Origin of the sequence: Paenibacillus camelliae, assembly GCF_023715345.1 — a bacterium.
GTDB classification, from domain to species: Bacteria; Bacillota; Bacilli; order Paenibacillales; family Paenibacillaceae; genus Pristimantibacillus; species Pristimantibacillus camelliae.
In genome coordinates, this window is record NZ_JAMBNY010000007.1 from 40,266 (window position 1) to 59,348 (window position 19,083).

The following is a 19,083-nucleotide window of genomic DNA, read 5'->3' on the forward strand; positions in this document are numbered from 1 at the left end:
GATGAAATTTTCCTGACGGTCTTTTCTTTCTGTTGATTGGATTATTATTGAATGCCCCTTTTTTTTCTTCCTAAGTCCTGACTGTTGACTAACTTCTGTCGTATAGATAAATACACATAGGCACAAATTACTATCAATATTGTCAGAATCTCAGTGAAAAACAACCATTTCGACAAATCAACAAAAATATTCTAGGTATAATGTCACAATGTGAAGGAATTTGTTATATTATGTAGAATTTATTTACATTAGGCATATATACCTAATCACAGAAACGGCGAGGAGATTCAAAATGAGAACCAAAATAAAAGCAACACTAACTAGCCATTTAATTCAGAGAACAATCAAATGGACGATCGGAAAGAAAATGGCGTTAGTGATCATTGGTGCTTCTGTCTTAAGTCTAATTTTAGGAACACCGATTGCTCTACTTAAATCGTTTGTATTTAATCTAGAGATTATGGAATCATTGGGAATACGATTAATGAACTATTGAATACCTATTTTACCTTGATCATAAACTTGGCAATTATTTTATATTTTATAAACTTGTCTATAAAGTGGTATATTAAGAAACCAATTAATCAATTCATTAAGGGCATTGAGGATGTTTTATCTGAAGGTCAAATTGATTTGACAAAAAGGATTGAATTGAAGACAAATGACGAGACCAAACTCATTGCTGATTATTTTAATAAGTTCCTTGATGAGTTGAGTTCTCTTACAAAATCATCAAACAATATAGCAGGTAATATCAATACCTCTTCCTCGAACTTAAATATCCAGGCCCATGAGACAGGGGAAGCTTCAAAGCATGTTGCATTAGCGACGGGAGAGTTATCAAAAGGCGTTACCTATCAAAGTGTACGAACGAACGAGATTGTCGGAATGATGCAGGAAACTAAGCAATTGGCTTTAGAAGCGAATAGGCAAATTAATGAAACAGTTGTTTATGCCGATACAGCTACCCACTCAGCGATTCATTCTAATGAGATAATGAAAAAAGCTTCTGAACAACTGAAAGCTTTAACGGAATCTGTTCGTAAATCAACTGTTAATATACATAAATTAGGCGAAAAATCTGATGAAGTCGGTAGTATTATAGGGGTTATTGCAGATATCGCAAGCCAAACAAACCTGCTTGCGCTCAATGCAGCTATTGAATCCGCTAGAGCAGGTGAACATGGTCGAGGTTTTGCGGTTGTGGCAAGTGAGGTGCGAAAATTATCAGAACAAACGAGTCAAGCTTCAGCTCAGGTGGCTACCCTAATCGAAAACATCCAAAATGAGACTAGAGTAACTGTAGAGACAATGAGTGTTAACCTTGAGATGGTAATTAAGCAATCAGATTTAATTCAGAACAGTAACACTTCTATCGAGAAAGTTGTAGAAGAAACTTCAAAAACCGACCAAGCGGTAAAGGAGCTGTACAACATTGTAACTGTTGTTGATCAGCACTCTAGCGGGGTATTATCTTCAATTGAAGAGATCTCTAGCGTAATTGAGGAAGCATCGGCTTCTTTGCAGGAAGTATCCGCATCCACGAAACAGCAATCTACGATAGTAGAACAAATGGCTTCGCATATCGGTCAATTAGAAAGTCTATCGAAGGCTCTAGGTCAAGAAATCAGCAAATTTAAGGTTGCTTAGCAGCAGACAACAATACATAAATGGTTAGGGGAGAATCATCTTGTCAGACGCAATAGATATGCTCCTTAATGGGATCATTAAGGAGCAAAAATTTTATCATGCTTGCCAACCACTCTTCGATTTGAACAGTTGGAATGTAGTTGGATATGAGGCTCTAATACGAAGTGAGCTTTTTGAAAATCCGGAACATTTGTTTAAATATGCTTTGGAGAAAGATCGACTATATGAGCTTGATACGTGCTCTATATTTAACGCAATATTGATGCACAAAGATTTATTGAAGCATACGAAATTGTTGTTAAATGTTTACCCATCTACATTAGTACATCCGTCTTTTCATGATTTTTTGAATAGAATAAATGACATCTCGTTCCCTAGAAAGAATCTGATATTCGAAGTGAATGAGTTTGGAATAGTAACTGCATTGGATTCGCTCAAAAAGGTCGTGACTTTTTTAAGGACTAGATATTCAATTGCCATAGATGATGTTGGTAAAGGAGAGTCAACATTAAGAGCGATAATTGAACTTCAGCCAGACTATGTAAAGCTGGATAGATATTTCTCTATTGATCTATCTGTTTCAAAAGCAAAGCAGGATATGGTTAGATTACTTGTAGGTTATTGCCAAGAAAATAATATACGATTAGTGTTAGAGGGGATAGAGGAATCGAAGGATTTAGATATGGCTAAGGTATTAGGCGTTCATTTGGGACAAGGGTTTTTGTTAGGTAAACCTTCCCCGATAAAGCCGATATTTGCCGAAGGTTCAAGTCAGTCTATGCAAATGATTAGAAGTTAAAGCGATGAATTGGAAGGCTGTGACGAGAGAGACAATACTCTCAGTCACAGCCTTCAAGTTAGTTACGACTAGCTCCCGCCACAATATCAGGTAAGCAGTAAATACTAATCTTCCTCCACGATATAAGGCAGGGAGATCGTAACCGTCGTGCCTTTATGCTTCTCGCTGTCGATCGTAATCCCGTACGGCTCCCCATAGTAATAACGGATCCGGTCATGCACGTTTTTGATGCCGATATGCTCCTCCTCGATAAGATCAACAGGCTTATCCAGCCTTGAACGTAGCAGCTCAAGCTGCGCCTCATCCATACCAATTCCGCTATCCTCAACATATATGTATAGATGCTTTTGAGTAATAAGCGTCCGTATGGTCACTTGACCAGGCTCAAGCTGCGGCTCTAATCCGTGAACAATCGCATTTTCTACAATTGGCTGCAGAATAAAGTGCAATATCACCGCCTGCTCACTGCCAACTGCCAAGTCTTCCTCATAGCTAATTTTATCGGCAAAGCGAAACTGCTGAATTTGAATGTACAATCGCAGCTGCTTAAGCTCGTCCAGCAGTGTCTGTGTATCCTTGCCAGATGGAATGAAGGTGCGGAATAGCTGTCCCAGCTTACCAACCATCTCGCTCGTTTGCCGATCACCGTTAATGATGACCTTCATCTGGATCGTTTCCAGCGTATTAGCTAAAAAGTGAGGATTGATCTGGCTCTTTAATGCACCGTATTGCGTCATACGCTGCTGAACCTTAGCATCCGACAGTCGTTCAATATGCTGCTTCAGATCAGTAATCATCTTACTAATCCCTCGATGCAATACACCGAATTCATCGTTTCTCGAGCTATCGAGCTTAATATTGAAGTTACCTAGTCCGACCTGCTTCACCTGCTGACTCAGCCGTATAATCGGCTTTGTGACACGCTTATGTAGAATGATAAAGAACAGCAGCGCCGTAATGAACGACATTAACGCGAGAGCAAAGATCGTCCCTTGGATATTACGCGCGTACTTAATCATCTCATTCACAGGAATATATTGAATGACCTTCCAGCCTGAATAGGATGAATCCACATAGTTTACGTAGGACTTCACCTGATCAATATTCACATAGAAGTGACCCGTATCATTAGCCTTTAGCTGCTGCTGGGCAAGCTTGGCGGTGATTGCTTGTATGCTTTGCTCATCCATGGCTGCATCTGACGCATAAATTAATTCATGCTGCTCATCCAAGATGATGAAGCTGCGATTCGTCGTTTCAGACTTACTTAATATTTCTCGCAGCGAATCTAATCGAATATCGATCAGAATGACACTGAGCGCCTTTTTCGTTCCAGCCTTATTAATGACCCGAGCGATGGAGATGACAGAATCCAGCGCATTGACACGGTGAAACGGCTTATGGGTCCCGAACAGCACGACTCTCCCGCCTGCTTCAATCGTCCTGCGATACCACTCCTCCTGCGTAAAATCCCCAATATTGTAATCTGAACGATTGAAGCTAGCAGAATAGAAGACACGATCTCCAACATAGATCTGCACGCTATCCACATTTTTGATAGAGACCTCAATCGTACCGACAAAGCTCTCTATCTCCGTCTCGTACCTTAAGCGCAGCTCCTCCTCGTTCTCGAGTGACGTATTGGGCCAGCGCTCTAATGCAAGCTGAAGCTCATCATCCATTAACGCGGTGATCGTCCCTTTTTCAATGCTTTGCAGGTATTGGTCAATGTTGAAGGAAAGGTTGGTAAGAATCAATTGGGAGCTACTTTCGTACTCTGTTTTTAGCGCATGGACGGAGTTAAAGTAGAGCACAGCCGAAATAATTAAAAGTGGGAAGGTTACTGTAATGATCATAATGAGGAATATTTGCCGATTTAATCTGCTCATTTTGTTATGTAGACCTAATCTCCAGCTTTTGATCATACTAGGCGAGCCCCAATCGCTTCCGATATTCAGTAGGTGTCATATCGGTGATTTGCTTAAACGTTTTTACAAAATGCTTATAGCTGCGATAGCCGCACATCGTACATACATCGACGACAAGATTGCTAGGCTGTGCTAGACATTGCTTCGCATAATTTATTCTGACCTCTGCCTGGAACAAGGAGTAATTTTTGTTTAGCCGCTGCTTAAAGAGTCGGCTGAGATAGGATGGGTTATAGAAGAAGCGCTCAGCTACGATTGGGAGCGAGATCTCCTGATCGATATGCTCCAGAATAAACTGCTCAATTTTTTGAAATAGCTGATCTTCTCCATCGGATTCAGATTCAGATTCGGAGGTGTCTTCGCTAGGGATGCTTTTAATCTGGAGGAGCTGCGACGTGCATCGTTCAATTGCACATAAGCTTTCATCATACTGCAGCGGCTTAAGGAGAAATTCAGTTACGCCGCCTATTTTAATCGCGCGCTTCGCATATTCAAATTCATTGTAGCCCGTAAGAATAACGAACAAGCTGCTCGGCAGCTCCACGCGAAGCTGCTCAATCATATCGAGTCCACTCATGAGCGGCATACGAATATCGGTAATAATGAGGTCAGGCCTTTCCTGTAATGCGAGGTTAAGACCTTCTAAGCCATTGCTGGCCTCAAGGATATGATGATATTGCAAAGCCTTCCAGTCAAAGTAATGCTTTAGCCCTTCTCGAATCGTCGGTTCATCCTCTACGAGCATAACCTTCAACATCATTCATTCCTCCTTTGCTGTCGATAAAACTATTATTAATGTACGATGTAATCGCTTTAACTTGATTATAAGCAATATTACATATGAAAAATATACCGGATTTACAAAAAACGAGTAGGAATAACAAATAGGTAAACATAGCACCCCAGATGTAAAATTAGCGGGATTTTATCTAGTGGCAGAAAAGCTTACGATGTTATCAAGGCTGAGACGAGAGCAAAGCATTGCAAGCTTTCGATCATCACCTTACCAATGAATAGGGGGTACAGTCATGCACAAATCAAAACAAAAGTCATTATTGTTAGCAATTACCGCACTACTATTAACATTCATGACAGCATGCTCAGGCTCAAGCACAAGTAACTCCGACAACAATGTTCAACCGACAACTCAGGCGAAGGCTTCCGAGAAACCAGTAGCAGAGGAAACGGTGAAGCCAGCGGATCCAGTCGAAATTACGTGGTGGAACTTCCCGAACTTCACAGCTTTAGATGGTGAGGTTGGTAAATTTGAAAAGCAGCTGATTGCAGCCTTTAACGAAAAGCATCCAAACATTACGGTCAATCTTGAAATGCTTACCTTTGACGGTGGACCTGAAAAGCTGAATGTGGCAATCGCAACAGATACTGCACCAGATGTAATCTATGATGCACCTGGTCGGATCATCGATTGGGCGAAGAACGGCTTACTAGCACCGATTGACGATATGTTCACTCCTGAGGTGCGCGGCGATATCGAGCAGGCCATTATCGAGCAATCCTCGGTCGACGGCACGATGTATATGTACCCATTCAATACTGGCCCATTTACGATGGCCGTTAATAAAACGTTATTCGAGGACATTGGTGCGTTAGATTTGTTACCGCTTGCATCTGAGGATCGCACGTGGTTCGTTGAACAGTTCGAGGCGGCTCTACAGGCCGTGAAGGAAAAGGCGCCAGATGTTATTCCAGTCGGCTTCTTCGCGAAGTCGCAGGCCGGTGACCAAGGGACTCGGGGCTTCATTACGAATCTTGCAGGCTCGACCTTCCTTAATGATACGAACGATGCGATTGCCCTTAATAATGAAGGGGGAGTAGCAGCGCTTGAGTGGATTCTTAATGCATCTGAGCAGGGCTGGCTAGCAGAGGGAGCTTCCTCAATGGCAGCCTCTGACCATAATGATTTATTCCTGCAAGGGAAGATGGCATTTGCCATTAACTACTCTGCCGTACTAAAAACACAATTTGCACCGAACAAAACATCTGACTTTGAGGATGTACTGCTGCCATATCCAACCGTGGATGGTAAAGCTCCAATATTAGAGCCGTTTCTAGGTGGCTTGTCTATCTTTGACAATGGCAATGCAGAGAAGATCGAAGCATCAAAGGCATTTATTGATTTTCTAGTAAATGATCCAGAGTGGAGCATTACAGCCTTAAAGCAAACAGGAGGCTTATCTGCACGCAACTCTGTTACTGGTATCTATGATGGCTCCGAGTACGCATACTCCGAGCTTGCTCGTAAGTTCATCACTACCCCGCCAACGATTGCAGATGGCTATGCGGAAATTCGTACCTATTGGTTCCCAGCATTACAGCAGGTGCTGCTGAAGGCAGCAACTCCAGCAGATGCACTGGCTGAGTTTGAAAGACTAGGTAACGAAGCGATTGCGAAGGGTAAGCAGAACAGAGAAAGCAACTAAAGCTGGAAGCATATAAGGAGTAGCGCTGCTGCTACTCCTTTCCCTTTCAGAAAGAGAAAATGAAGCGCAGAATGGAGCGAACGCTATGGCAGCAACATCCCTTAAGCTGAAGTCTCGAAGGAGATTTAAGAAGGAATGGATTACGAGCTACTTGTTTTTACTACCTGCACTTGCCTTTTTTATTATGTTTGTTGTCTACCCGATGATTCACGGGATCTATATTAGCTTTTTCGATTACTCCTTAACGAATTTCAAATTCGTAGGCTTGCAGAACTTTAAGGAGCTTTTGCAAAGCTCGAATTTTCATCAGTCGGTCATTAATACAGTTGTGCTAGTACTTGTTGCAGTTCCCGTCGTCATCGCCTTTTCGATCTTTGTCGCAATGACCATTTATAAGAAGAAGGAATGGCTTCGCTCACTGTTCCGCGGGATCTTTTATTTACCGGCGGTAACATCCGTTGTATCGGTAACGGTCGTGTGGAACTGGATCTATCATCCGAACTTTGGGATATTGAATTATTTAACGGGGTTAGTCGGTATGAAGCCTATGTTCTGGCTTGGAGATCCGAAAACAGCGCTAATGGCGATCACCGTAATCCTCATTACGACGTCGGTTGGCCAGCCGATCATCCTATATGTGGCAGCGTTAGGGAACATACCTATTTCATATATTGAAGCGGCACAGCTAGACCGTGCGAGCTCTGGACAAATATTTACGAAAATCATCTGGCCGATGCTGATGCCTACGAACCTATACGTCATCGTTATTACGACCATTAACACGTTCCAATGCTTTAGCTTAATTCAGCTATTAACGTCAGGTGGACCGCTGTATAAAACCTCGACCGTGATGTATAGCGTTTACGAGCAAGCCTTCACGTTTGGTAACTTTGGAATGGCGTCCGCTATGGGCGTTATGCTAGCTGTCATTATTGGAGCGATCTCCATTATTCAATTCAAATTTTTCGGCAGCGATGTTGAATACTAAGGGGTGATCAAGATGAGTCATGAACATACAATCAAGCTTAAAGCAGATAACGTTCCTTCGAAAAAGCACAAGCCATTCATTGAACGCTTGAACCCTTATAACATCATATCGATGATACTACTCTGCATGTTTTCTATCGTATTTGTTTTCCCGTTCTATTGGATCATTACCGGCGCATTTAAGATTCAGGTCGTTGCAACACAGCTGCCGCCGCAATGGTTCCCGCTCGAGCCCGTGCTGGACAACTGGGTCACGCTGTTCAAGAATTCGGTTGGCCGCTGGACGTTCAATTCCTTTTTTGTCGCGGTTTCTGAGATGGTGCTGATCTGTCTAGTGTCCTCAACTGCTGGCTTTGTGCTTGCCAAAAAGCAGTTTCCAGGTCGCAGAGTTATATTTTCAGTGCTCGTTGCCGCGATGGCACTGCCGAAGCAGGTCATATTAGTGCCGCTGTTTACGCTGCTTGCGAAGCTGGGCTGGATCAATACGTACAAGGGGCTTATCTTCCCAGCAATAGGCTGGCCATTCGGTGTGTTTCTAATGAAGCAATTCTCTCAGACGATCCCGTCAGAGATACTAGAGGCTGCGAAAATCGATGGCTGCTCAGAGCTGCGTTCATTTATTACGATCGCCTTGCCGCTGCTTAAGCCAGCGATCGGTGCATTAGCGATCTTCACCTTTATGACGAGCTGGAACGATTACTTTAGCCAGCTCATCATTACACGCTCCACGAATATGATGACGCTGCCGCTTGGCATAGCAACGATGCAGGGTGAATATCGGACCGATTATGGCGTGATGATGGCTGGTGCAGCACTAGCGTCACTGCCGATGCTGACGATCTTTATCTTGTTCCAAAAGGCATTTACACAGGGGATTACGCTTGGAGCTGTGAAGTAATATGATCTCGTGAATGGATGGGTTGCGATGAAGGGCTATCTAGCAATAGATATTGGTGGAACCGAGATGAAGTATGCTGTCATCAGCAGCAGTCTAGAGCTGATGCTGCATGACCGGATGCCGACTGCGCAAGACGACCTGCAGCTTCAGATTCCAGCTCAGATCGATACGATTGTGTCGCAATGCCTTCAGCTTCATTATGACATTGTCGGTGTAGGCATTAGTACCGCAGGGGTCGTTCATATGGAGAACGGAGAGATTCTGTATGCAGGGCCTACGATGCCAACGTATGGTGGTACGAAGCTGAAGGCTCATATTGAACATAAGTATGGCTTGCCGACGCGAGTGATCAATGATGTGAATGCGGCTGCTCTAGGAGAGCAGTGGCTCGGTGCAGCTCGGCGCTTCCGCAGCTTCTTTATGGTAACGCTCGGTACAGGTGTTGGGGGAGCCGTTGTGCTGAACGATGAGCTTTACGTCGGGACGAACTTTCGTGCAGGAGAGGTCGGTCATATGCCAATCAAGGGCCTCGTTGAGCTTAGCTATGAGAGCCGCGCCTCGATGAAGGCACTGCTAAATGACGCCAAGCAGCGCTTTGGCTTTACTGGGGATGGTGCAGCGTTGTTCGAGCTGGCAAGAGCAGGTGATACGCGTGTCGATGAGGTTATCGATGAATGGATAAATGAGCTCGCACGAGGGCTAATTCCGATCATCTATGTGCTTGATCCTGAAGCAATCATTATCGGTGGTGGGGTATCGGCACAAGGAGCTTATCTTATCGATAAGCTGACCAGCAGGCTGAGGGAGATTGCGAAGAAGTCACTCGTGCTGCCTGCAATCGTTGCAGCGGAGCTCGGGAATAAAGCAGCGCTTTATGGCGCAGTTCGAGGCTTAATAACAGACAAATCAATAGTGAGGAGCATGAAGGATGAGCAAGCATGAGAGCTTCAAGGGAATCTATGTGGCGATGTACTCTGCTTATAATGAAGCGGGAGAGGTAGACGTAGAGCGAGTAAGGCTACTGGCACAGTACTATGTCGATACAGGCATTACCGGACTATATGTCGGCGGCAGCTCGGGCGAAGGCTTGCTGCAGACGGTTGAGGAAAGAAAGGCTGTGCTTGAAGCGGTGATGGACGCCGTAAAGGGAAGACTAACCGTCATCGTTCATGTCGGAGCAAATGCGACAAGAGATGCGGTTGAGCTCGCTAAGCATGCGGAGCATTGCGGTGCCGATGCGATCTCAGCCGTGCCCTCGATCTATTATCGATTATCGGAGCAGGCGGTAGAGCAGCACTGGCAGGCGATGATCGATAGCAGCTCACTTCCATTCATTATCTATAATATCCCGCAAACGACAGGCTTCCAGCTAAGTGCGAGCCTATGTGCGAAGCTTGCGCAGCAGGAGAAGGTGATCGGCGTGAAGATGTCTGGGGAAAGCACGTATGAGCTGCAGCAGCTAAAGGCGGCTGGAGGCGAGGACTTTATCGTATTCAACGGCCCAGATGAGCAGTTTCTTGCAGGCAGAATTATGGGCGCAGCTGGTGGGATCGGCGGGACGTATGGCGTAATGCCACAGCTGTTCTGTGCACTAGATGCCTTGTATGAGCAAGGAAGAATACGTGAAGCGAAGGAGCTGCAGTACAGGATTAACGCGATTATTAATAGACTGCTAGCCTATCCGTCACTATACGGAGCATGCAAAGCTATACTCCAGCTTCGCGGAATCGCAACCGGACAGCCTCGTTCTCCTCTGCTGCCCGTCTCCGTTGAGCATCATGCAAGTTTGTCGGCGCTTAATGATGAAATTCTGCAGCTTATCGCTGAGGTGTAGGAGGGAATGGCTATGCTACAGCAGATTCATAAGGGCTTAGTCGTATCCTGTCAAGCGCTGCCTCATGAGCCGCTGCATAGCTCCTTCATTATGTCTCGTCTTGCGGTAGCTGCGGAGCAAGGCGGGGCTGCAGGGATACGAGCGAACACGAAGGAGGATATTCTCGCGATTAAGCAGGCTTGCTCGCTAGGCGTCATCGGCATCGTAAAGCGAGATTACGAGGATAGCGACGTATTCATCACCGCAACAACGCGAGAGATTGATGAGCTGCTAGACAGCGGGTGCGAGATGATCGCCTTAGATGCGACCAACCGCGCAAGACCTCACGGACAAATGCTCAAGCAGCTTGTCCAGTATGCTCGAGCTCGTAACGCACAAGTGCAGCTGATGGCAGATATAGCTACGGTAGAGGAAGCTGTGTATGCGCAGCAGCTAGGCTTCGACTGTATTTCTACGACGTTGTATGGCTATACAGCAGCTACGGAAGGGAAGAAGCTGTATGAGCAAGACTTTCAGTTTTTGAAGGATGTGCTTGAGGCGGTCTCGATTCCTGTTATAGCGGAGGGTAATGTGATTACACCGGAGATGAGCCAGCGGTGTTTGGAGCTAGGAGCATACAGTGTTGTTGTTGGTGGAGCGATTACTCGACCGCATGAGATTACGAGGAGGTTTGTTGGGGTTATGCAGGGTAATGCGTAAGTGTGTGGGGGAATGATATGGGAGCTAGTAGGGGCGATTGCTCTTCTGTCTGTGAGGAACAGGAGGGTGGTCGCTTTGTTTTTTATATGAGTTGCCCAGGTGATGGACCAGAAAAGGCTTGATCATCGTAAAATAATATGTAGCTGAGCTTAAAGGAATATAATCGTAACTACTTTAGATGTTCTATCATCGATAAATTCCATCTAACACATGTTTTTATTTTCTCAGATGAGTAACTTGAGCTAATTATATAAACAGATGGTAAAATATGATAAATTAATAATAGAGTTTCTATTAAAACCTAAGGATTGTATTAATATTACTAAAATGAGGTAGAGCATATGAGTGATTCACTTGAAGTTTTACTTAAAATGTTTTCGGTAATAACAGTGCTGTTGCCTATAATAAGGTTATTTATTATTATGCAAAATAGGAGCATAGTTGAATATGTTATTTTACCCCACAAAACTAGAGAATGGGAAAGTTTTTTAGAGTTAGTCTTTTTAAGTGCAGTTATTGTCATAGCATGTACTGTGCCAGTACTGACATTAACATTTAATATTTCGATAGAATTAATTACTATTCTTATACTAACAAATAGTTTTTTTATACTATGCGCTCACGGATGCGCCTTTGTTTTTTGGATAATCTCGTTATTTACTAGTAAAATAAAAAAGTATTCGAATATAATAAATAATATATTATTTACTGATTTTATATTACATCTAATTTTATTAACTCTAATTACTATTTTGTATAAAGAAGAGATTTTAAATAAAGTTATAAAAGAAAACTTTAATTATATATACTTACTGGGGCTAGTAACGATAGTGATTGTAATACTATTATTTTGTGTGTTTAGAGATATTGCAAGATATTTCAAGGAAAAGAACATCGAAGGTTATAAAATGGAAATTATGGATGTGGAGAACATAAACGAGTTATATTTTGTTTACTCAATTGATAATGACATTCAAGTATTTCATTCTTATGCACTTAGTAAAAAGCAACTAAAGTTACCTGCATACATTTTTTATCCAAAAGAGAAATTATTATATAAAATAGATACACATAAAGAAAAAAATCTAGGTATAGATCCAGATTCAAGCAATAGGTATACGCCTTTGGATAGAAGAAGTAAGACAACAAAGAAGTAGCTATACACGTTTAACATACCTAGATGAGGGCTAACTAAGGTGGTTTCAAGTCATGAATTAAAGAAAAGATTATAGGAATAAATGTATACTGTTTTAATAAATGAACTTATGGAAAGAAGAATCGACTCCGTTATAATGTTAATTACGGTGCAGTTTCCTAAAAAAAAAGCACGACTAGGCGATTATTAACTGTGAAGAACAGAGAGTAATCGCCTAGTTTTTTATTGAGATTATGGGTATGTATGCTAATCTACTATTATAAGAGCAATATCAAAACTGAGGAGGTATAGTACATGGAAAAAATAAATTTAAACTGGACTGAATTTTACATAGAATTTGCAACAAAGCTACTTACTTATAAGAATGATCGACCACTACTAATAGAAAAAATAAAAAGAGTTTATGAAGTTATTAATCTACCATTGCCTAAACTAGAGCAGGATCATAACGTTAAAGATATTGACCCTTTTTCAATATTTGCTTTATTTAATAAAGGAATAACAGATAAGAACCGTATTACAATAATAAAACAATTAGCAAAAGAGTTTGAAATAGGTGCTCCAATACCAAAAAGTTTTGATGGAATTCCGGTAGTTAACAATCAATCAGCAACTTTTTATCGTTTTGGGGATGCACGTGGAGAACATGACATTGATAATCTGTGGAATCTATTTGAAGCAGCAATTGCGTTTACTGACCAGTCGACAAATGCTCACAAAAGTGCTTTTGTGAATCTCTTTGATATTGCTGTTCAGCAAAAACAAGTAAAATGGAATATTACAATGGGACTATATTGGATTCGCCCTTATCATTACGTAAATTTGGATAAGAGAAACCGTGAATTTATTAATGATCCAGAACATATGCCAAAAGAAGTGATATCTGAGATTGGAAAATGGAAACAACTTCCTACAGGTGAAGAATATATACAAGTGTGCGAATTAATATTGTCTGCCATGAATAGCGGTAAATATTCGTATAAAAGTTTTCCAGAATTATCATTTGAAGCATGGGTATTAACGAGTGAACAACAAGACAAAAATTCAGAAGCTTATAATAAAAAAATGCTTACCAGAAATCATGGATTAGCTGATGAAGAGGTACGTCCTGTTCATTTTTGGATATATGCTCCTGGAGATAATGCATCTAAATGGGATGAATTTTATGAAGCGGGCATAATGGCTATAGGATGGGGAGATCTAGGCGATCTATCAGAGTATTCCTCGAAAAGTGAAATGCAGATAAAGATGAAGGAATTATATGGACAGCAATCTTCACATAAGAACTCCGTTCATGCTACGTGGCAATTTGCGAATGAAATAAAAAAAGGTGATATCATCTTTGTGAAAAAAGGTATTTCATTAGTAATCGGTAGAGGTATTGTAACATCAGATTATGACTATGACGTTGACATGGAGGATTATTACAATCATGTACGATCTGTTGAATGGACTCATAAAGGACAATGGCAACATCCCGGGAATGCAAATATAAAAACTTTAACCGATGTTACTGTATATATGGAATATGTCGAAAAATTAAATTCATTATTTGTAGATACCTATAGAGAAGATGAAGAGGAACAAGAAATTGATTTCCCTCTATATACTGAACAAGACTTTTTAAGTGAGGTTTATATTGATCAACATCAATACAGAACAGTAGTAAATACTCTGAAAAAGAAAAAGAATATTATCTTACAGGGTGCGCCTGGAGTTGGTAAAACCTTTGCTGCAAAAAGATTAGCTTATTCTATGATGGGGGTCGTAGACATAAATCGTGTGATGATGGTTCAATTTCATCAAAGTTATTCTTATGAAGATTTTATAATGGGTTTTAGACCAACAGGTTCCGGTTTCGAATTGAAAAGTGGTGTTTTTTACGAGTTTTGTAAAAAGGCTGAAGAAGATAATGAACAGCGATATTTTTTCATAATTGATGAAATTAATCGTGGAAATTTAAGTAAAATATTTGGTGAATTATTTATGCTTATTGAAAGTGACAAGCGAGGAGTTGAGTTAGGATTAGTATATAGAGACGAGAAATTCTCAGTTCCTAAAAATCTGTACCTTATCGGAATGATGAATACAGCTGATCGAAGCTTAGCTATGCTAGATTATGCACTTCGTAGAAGATTTGCTTTTATAGAGTTTGAACCTGCCTTTCAATCTGAAGGCTTTAAAACGTATCAGGCAGATTTGAACCATTCAAAATTTGATCGTTTAATTCAATGTGTTGAACAATTAAATCAAGCAATTGCGAGTGATGAAGCACTAGGTGATAGTTTTCGTATTGGACATAGCTATTTCTGCGCTCAAGACTCAATTGACGATTCATGGTTAGCTTCGACCGTTGAATATGAACTAATTCCGTTGCTTAAAGAATATTGGTTTGATGAGCCATTTAAGGTGAGTAACTGGAGTAATCAGTTAAGGAGCGCTATTCGATGATAGCAATTCATAACATTTACTATATGCTTTCTTATGCCTTTCAAGTGTTAAGTGAACAGGGATATAAGAGCATTGCGACTGAACAATTTGATAATACTGCAGAGTTATGTACGGCGATATTAATCAAGGGCGTTAGTAATCAATTGAGAAGAGGACTAGGGAAAGAGTATGTTCCTCAACAAGAAGCACTTTCAACATTACGTGGTAAAGTTGATATGGCGACTTCGATAAAAACACAAAGTATATTGAAAAGACAGTTAGTTTGTGAATACGATGAGTTTTCTATTAATTCGTATATGAACCAGGTAATTAAATCTACGATGGAGTTGCTTTTACGTTCTGACGTCTCAAAACATAGGAAGAAAGAGCTTAGAAAACTGCTTTTATACTTTGCGGAAGTGTCTTCGATTGAATTGCATTCTGTAAACTGGAATATTCACTATAACCGCAATAATCACAGCTATCGTATGCTTGTTTCTATATGTTACTTAATCGTGAAGGGATTACTTCAAAGTAAGACAGATGGAAGTATTAAGTTAATGGACTTCTTGGATGAGCAGCGAATGAGTCGTTTATATGAAAAGTTTATACTAGAGTTTTACAAAAAAGAATTTCCTATGTTAAAGGTAAGTGCATCACAGATTCAATGGCAGTTAGATTATGGACATAGTACATTATTACCTATTATGCAGTCTGATATTATGTTGTCTTGCGATAACAAAGTATTAATTATTGATGCAAAATATTATGAGGCGAATACACAAAGTCATTATGATGCGGTAAAACTGCACTCAAGTCACTTATATCAAATGTTCACCTATGTAAAAAATAAAGAAGCTGAACTATCAGGACAACCTCATGAAGTAGCAGGAATGTTGTTGTATGCTAAAACGAATGCACATGTGCAGCCTAATCAAGAGTATCGAATGAGTGGAAATTTAATTAGTGTAAAGACGTTAGATCTCAATTGTGAGTTTTCGGAGGTATCAGCTCAGCTTAAGGGGATTGTGAATGAGTATTTACATAAACCTTTAATCAATTGATATTTTCCGAATATACTTAAATTTTTGATAGCGGACATGCTAATCCCAAGTTGTATAAAGCTGTATATTGTCTGGAGTGTTAGTATGAGTAAATGAAATTTTATTGTAAAACATATTATAAAATTGTTAATATTTTGTTATAATTGTAGGATGATTTATTCATAATAAGGAGGAAGATTATGCCACGGGTATTTTTATCACATAGTAGTCAGGATAAAGAAAGTTATGTAAGATATGTTGCCGAAAAGTTAATTAAGGAGTTCGGTATTCACAGCGTGGTTTATGATGAAGTTACTTTTGAAGAAGGTATGAAATCTATTGAAGAAATTGAACTAGGATTAGAGTCTACAGATGTATTTGTGATTTTCTTATCAAACCATGCATTAAACTCTAGATGGGTAAAGCTAGAGTTAACTAAAGCATATGAATTGTTATCAAATAAATTCATAAGTAGGATTTATCCAATCATTATTGACCAAGGGGTGACTTATCAGGATGTAAGAATTCCTGAGTGGATGAGAAATGAATATAATATTAAATATATTAGTAGACCAAGTAAGTCATTTAATATGATTAAGCAAAGACTAATTGAAATTAGTTGGAATTTACATCCTAGAATTAAGGAGAAAGATAGAATTTTTGTGGGTAGAAATGATTTAATTACAGTTTTTGAAGAAAGGTTTTACGACTATAGTAAGGAAAAACCACTATGTTTCATAGCTTCTGGTATAGAGTCTATTGGAAGAAACTCGGTCTTAAAGCATTGCTTTATTAAAGCAAATGTGTTTACTAAGGAGTCATATCAGCCAAATGTCATTAGTCTAAATGCTCACCAAAGCATCGAAGATTTTATTTATTTATTATATGGCTTAGGGTATTCTGAAAGTGTAAATATTGAAAATTTATTAATAACTACATTAGAAGAAAAGGTAGAGATAGCATTAAAGTTAGTAAGTGACATACAGTCGTTTGATGAGAAAGTATTTATACGTGATAATGGTTGTATAGTAGCTTTTGATGGTACATTAACTAAATGGTTCTTAGATATTATTAATGGCATAAAAAATACGGACAGGGTAATCTTTGGTATCATTTCTTCATTTGTAGTTAGATTTAAGGAAGTTTTACATAATGAAAGAATATTTTCTATTGAAGTATCTGAATTGCAAAAAAAGGAACGAGATGGTCTTTTAAATAGGTATCTAAATTTTGAAGATATTTCCCTATCAATGGATGATTTTAAGTATTTCTCTAATTTACAAAAAGGATATCCAGAACAGGTATATTACACAGTGTCTCTATTGAAAAGAGAGGGTGTAAATAACGCCAAACGATCAGCAGACGAAATTATCAACTATAGTAATGATAAAGTTAGTAAACTAATATCAAAGTATGAAGATGATTCGAAGTGTATGGAGTTTTTATACTTTTTATCATTATTTGATGCAATTAGCTACTCTTTTATATTTAATATTATCGGTAGTGATGACTACTATGAAGATAAATTACGTGAGTTTTCAATAATGTCTATTTGTTCATTTATTGGGACAAATAAAGAATATATTAAATTAAATGATGCAATTAAAGATTATGTTTTAAGATCTGGTTATTCCTTAAATAAAGAATTTGAAGAAAGACTTATGAAAAACCTTGATGAATTCTTGGGAAATTACTCTTTTGAAGATTTTGAGATACCTGACTTTTTATTTACAATTAAAGAATCTATAAAACGAAATAAATCTATAGACACGAAATATCTAATACCTTCTCATTTTTTAAAAACAATGACTGAATTGTACGATATTCATAAAAATTATGGGGATGTAATTAGACTTGCTGATAAAGCACTAGAAAATATAGAGTTTATGGATGAAAAAATAGTATTTGAGATTAGATATTTTTTATGCCTTTCATTGGCAAGATTAAGAAATAAAAGGTTTTTGGAAGAAGTTCAAAATATAAATGGAGCGGAGCATAATTTTCTTTTAGGATACTATTATAGATTAGTAAATAATAATGAACGAGCACTTGAAGAACTTCAACGGAGTTTAGGTGTAAGACAAAATTTCTCAAGAGCTAAGCGGGAATTAGTTCAAGTATATATACAATTAGAAGAATATGAAAAAGCCAAACAATTAGCTAAGGAACATTACGAAAACGATAAGACTAATCCATATCATATTCAAGCTTATTTCACATGTATAATTAAATCAGATAGGCATTATTCAAATAAAGTGATTGTAGAAGAACTGTTGGAAAACCTAGTCAAAGTGAAATCTACCGTCGCTAAAGAGATGTTATTAAGATGTCAGGCATTGTTCAAAGCTTACTATAATAATGATAGAATAACTGCTTTATTTCTTATTGAGAAGGCGATTTCTGAATATCCTAATTTAACCTATGCTATTTATAATAAATTTGAAATTTGTGAAAGATTTAATATGGTTGACGAGATGGGGGAAATAGTTCGACATTTAGAAGATGAGAAAAAAATAAAAAAAGGTGACTATAATTTTCCTATGTATGTTAAGTCTAAAACCATATTCATATCAATGAAATATAGTTCTAATGAAGCTATGAAATTTTTAGAGTCTAACAAAAAATATCTGTCTGATTCGGTGTTTGCAAAGTTAATAAGAAGATTAGAAGATTCTGAGGATGTGACAGCCTAAAAATAATAGGTAAATAAACTAACGGCTTAAACACAACTAATCAATAGTTGTAAAAGGATATATGATTTAAAAGATGGCTTTTGAATTCATCAGAAGTCATCTTTTTATTATTCATTGTACCAACCTATTTTAACGTTAATTAAAGAGACTTGATGACACACTCATATTGTTGGCTAATTCCTCATTGAGGAATTCTACACCCGACTAGTAGTAGTATATCTCGCCAATCACAGTAAAGAATGGCACAGTTGTTGAGGCTTCTTCACTTTTTCTATCCTATGAGTATTATATAAGAAAAAGAAGACATGCTACTTAACCAAATTTGAAGCTGGTACATTTTTGATAGTTGACATGAATGAAACTAGCCTGGCTTTCGAAGAACTGTAGCGTTATTGCAGGGTTGAATTATGTGATACAATTGGAACTATCAACGATAATAAAAACAGAGAACGAACAATTTATAGATTTTAGATATAGAAATAATCATGCTTGAAGTAGTTGAATTATTTTCAAATTTTGAACAGA

The 19,083-nt window shown here is 39.1% G+C and carries 15 protein-coding genes; 13 read left to right on the forward strand and 2 right to left on the reverse strand.

Translation table 11 applies throughout. The features are described 5' to 3' along the window. Positions 1-292: 292 nt before the first annotated feature. Genes M3180_RS12935 through M3180_RS12945 form a run of 3 tightly spaced genes read left to right on the forward strand, consistent with a single transcriptional unit; the run spans position 293 to position 2,449 of the window. Positions 293-496, forward strand: a complete 204-nt coding sequence (locus tag M3180_RS12935; RefSeq protein ID WP_251668102.1) for a hypothetical protein — start codon at positions 293-295, stop codon at positions 494-496. A gap of 26 nt (positions 497-522) precedes the next feature. After that, a complete protein-coding gene (locus tag M3180_RS12940) occupies positions 523-1,650 on the forward strand; it encodes a methyl-accepting chemotaxis protein (RefSeq protein WP_251668104.1) in 1,128 nt (375 codons plus the stop codon). 40 nt (positions 1,651-1,690) lie between these two features. Further along, complete coding sequence (locus tag M3180_RS12945; protein WP_251668106.1) at positions 1,691-2,449, forward strand: EAL domain-containing protein; 759 nt, start codon at positions 1,691-1,693, stop codon at positions 2,447-2,449. Positions 2,450-2,553: 104 nt separating this feature from the next. Here M3180_RS12945 and M3180_RS12950 read toward each other — a convergent pair whose 3' ends face one another. Further along, positions 2,554-4,374, reverse strand: a complete 1,821-nt coding sequence (locus M3180_RS12950) for a cache domain-containing sensor histidine kinase (RefSeq protein WP_251668108.1) — start codon at positions 4,372-4,374, stop codon at positions 2,554-2,556. Position 4,375: 1 nt separating this feature from the next. Continuing rightward, positions 4,376-5,137 carry a response regulator transcription factor gene (locus M3180_RS12955; protein ID WP_251668111.1) on the reverse strand — a complete coding sequence of 254 codons (762 nt, stop codon included), beginning with the start codon at positions 5,135-5,137 and terminating at the stop codon, positions 4,376-4,378. A 268-nt stretch (positions 5,138-5,405) separates the two neighbouring features. Here M3180_RS12955 and M3180_RS12960 point away from each other — a divergent pair, with 268 nt between their 5' ends. The 10 genes from M3180_RS12960 to M3180_RS13005 all read left to right on the forward strand — a co-directional run bounded on the left by M3180_RS12960 (position 5,406) and on the right by M3180_RS13005 (position 18,558). Beyond that, positions 5,406-6,818, forward strand: coding sequence for an ABC transporter substrate-binding protein (locus M3180_RS12960; protein WP_251668113.1), 1,413 nt, complete (start codon positions 5,406-5,408; stop codon positions 6,816-6,818). 85 nt (positions 6,819-6,903) lie between these two features. After that, entirely contained in the window at positions 6,904-7,806 is a 903-nt protein-coding gene (locus tag M3180_RS12965) for a carbohydrate ABC transporter permease (protein WP_251668114.1), read from the forward strand. A gap of 12 nt (positions 7,807-7,818) precedes the next feature. Then, positions 7,819-8,703: a carbohydrate ABC transporter permease gene (locus tag M3180_RS12970; protein ID WP_251668116.1), complete on the forward strand. Its 885-nt coding sequence runs from the start codon at positions 7,819-7,821 to the stop codon at positions 8,701-8,703. 27 nt (positions 8,704-8,730) lie between these two features. Then, a complete protein-coding gene (locus M3180_RS12975; RefSeq protein WP_251668118.1) occupies positions 8,731-9,645 on the forward strand; it encodes an ROK family protein in 915 nt (304 codons plus the stop codon). Beyond that, a complete protein-coding gene (locus M3180_RS12980; protein WP_251668120.1) occupies positions 9,632-10,537 on the forward strand; it encodes a dihydrodipicolinate synthase family protein in 906 nt (301 codons plus the stop codon). The genes M3180_RS12975 and M3180_RS12980 overlap by 14 nt, the downstream gene beginning before the upstream one ends. 12 nt (positions 10,538-10,549) lie before the next feature. Continuing rightward, entirely contained in the window at positions 10,550-11,236 is a 687-nt protein-coding gene (locus tag M3180_RS12985) for an N-acetylmannosamine-6-phosphate 2-epimerase (RefSeq protein ID WP_251668122.1), read from the forward strand. A 341-nt stretch (positions 11,237-11,577) separates the two neighbouring features. Then, complete coding sequence (locus M3180_RS12990) at positions 11,578-12,393, forward strand: hypothetical protein (protein ID WP_251668124.1); 816 nt, start codon at positions 11,578-11,580, stop codon at positions 12,391-12,393. Positions 12,394-12,686: 293 nt separating this feature from the next. Beyond that, positions 12,687-14,843 carry a DUF8426 domain-containing protein gene (locus M3180_RS12995; protein WP_251668126.1) on the forward strand — a complete coding sequence of 719 codons (2,157 nt, stop codon included), beginning with the start codon at positions 12,687-12,689 and terminating at the stop codon, positions 14,841-14,843. Then, positions 14,840-15,886 carry a 5-methylcytosine-specific restriction endonuclease system specificity protein McrC gene (gene mcrC / locus M3180_RS13000; protein ID WP_251668133.1) on the forward strand — a complete coding sequence of 349 codons (1,047 nt, stop codon included), beginning with the start codon at positions 14,840-14,842 and terminating at the stop codon, positions 15,884-15,886. Before M3180_RS12995 ends, mcrC begins: the two co-directional genes overlap by 4 nt. Positions 15,887-16,065: 179 nt before the next feature. Beyond that, the gene (locus M3180_RS13005) at positions 16,066-18,558 is read left to right on the forward strand and encodes a toll/interleukin-1 receptor domain-containing protein (protein WP_251668135.1); all 2,493 of its coding nucleotides are present in this window, start codon (positions 16,066-16,068) and stop codon (positions 18,556-18,558) included. Positions 18,559-19,083: the final 525 nt, after the last annotated feature.

Excerpts from the sequence above, each read along its gene's own strand:
- M3180_RS12985 (WP_251668122.1), top strand. The coding sequence starts at position 10,550 with ATGCTACAGCAGATTCATAAGGGCTTAGTCGTATCCTGTCAAGCGCTG.
- M3180_RS13005 (WP_251668135.1), top strand. The coding sequence starts at position 16,066 with ATGCCACGGGTATTTTTATCACATAGTAGTCAGGATAAAGAAAGTTAT.
- M3180_RS12975 (WP_251668118.1), top strand. The coding sequence starts at position 8,731 with ATGAAGGGCTATCTAGCAATAGATATTGGTGGAACCGAGATGAAGTAT.
- M3180_RS12955 (WP_251668111.1), bottom strand. The coding sequence starts at position 5,137 with ATGATGTTGAAGGTTATGCTCGTAGAGGATGAACCGACGATTCGAGAA.
- M3180_RS12960 (WP_251668113.1), top strand. The coding sequence starts at position 5,406 with ATGCACAAATCAAAACAAAAGTCATTATTGTTAGCAATTACCGCACTA.
- M3180_RS12970 (WP_251668116.1), top strand. The coding sequence starts at position 7,819 with ATGAGTCATGAACATACAATCAAGCTTAAAGCAGATAACGTTCCTTCG.
- M3180_RS12965 (WP_251668114.1), top strand. The coding sequence starts at position 6,904 with ATGGCAGCAACATCCCTTAAGCTGAAGTCTCGAAGGAGATTTAAGAAG.
- M3180_RS12990 (WP_251668124.1), top strand. The coding sequence starts at position 11,578 with ATGAGTGATTCACTTGAAGTTTTACTTAAAATGTTTTCGGTAATAACA.
- M3180_RS12935 (WP_251668102.1), top strand. The coding sequence starts at position 293 with ATGAGAACCAAAATAAAAGCAACACTAACTAGCCATTTAATTCAGAGA.
- M3180_RS12995 (WP_251668126.1), top strand. The coding sequence starts at position 12,687 with ATGGAAAAAATAAATTTAAACTGGACTGAATTTTACATAGAATTTGCA.
- M3180_RS12980 (WP_251668120.1), top strand. The coding sequence starts at position 9,632 with ATGAGCAAGCATGAGAGCTTCAAGGGAATCTATGTGGCGATGTACTCT.
- M3180_RS12950 (WP_251668108.1), bottom strand. The coding sequence starts at position 4,374 with ATGATCAAAAGCTGGAGATTAGGTCTACATAACAAAATGAGCAGATTA.
- mcrC (WP_251668133.1), top strand. The coding sequence starts at position 14,840 with ATGATAGCAATTCATAACATTTACTATATGCTTTCTTATGCCTTTCAA.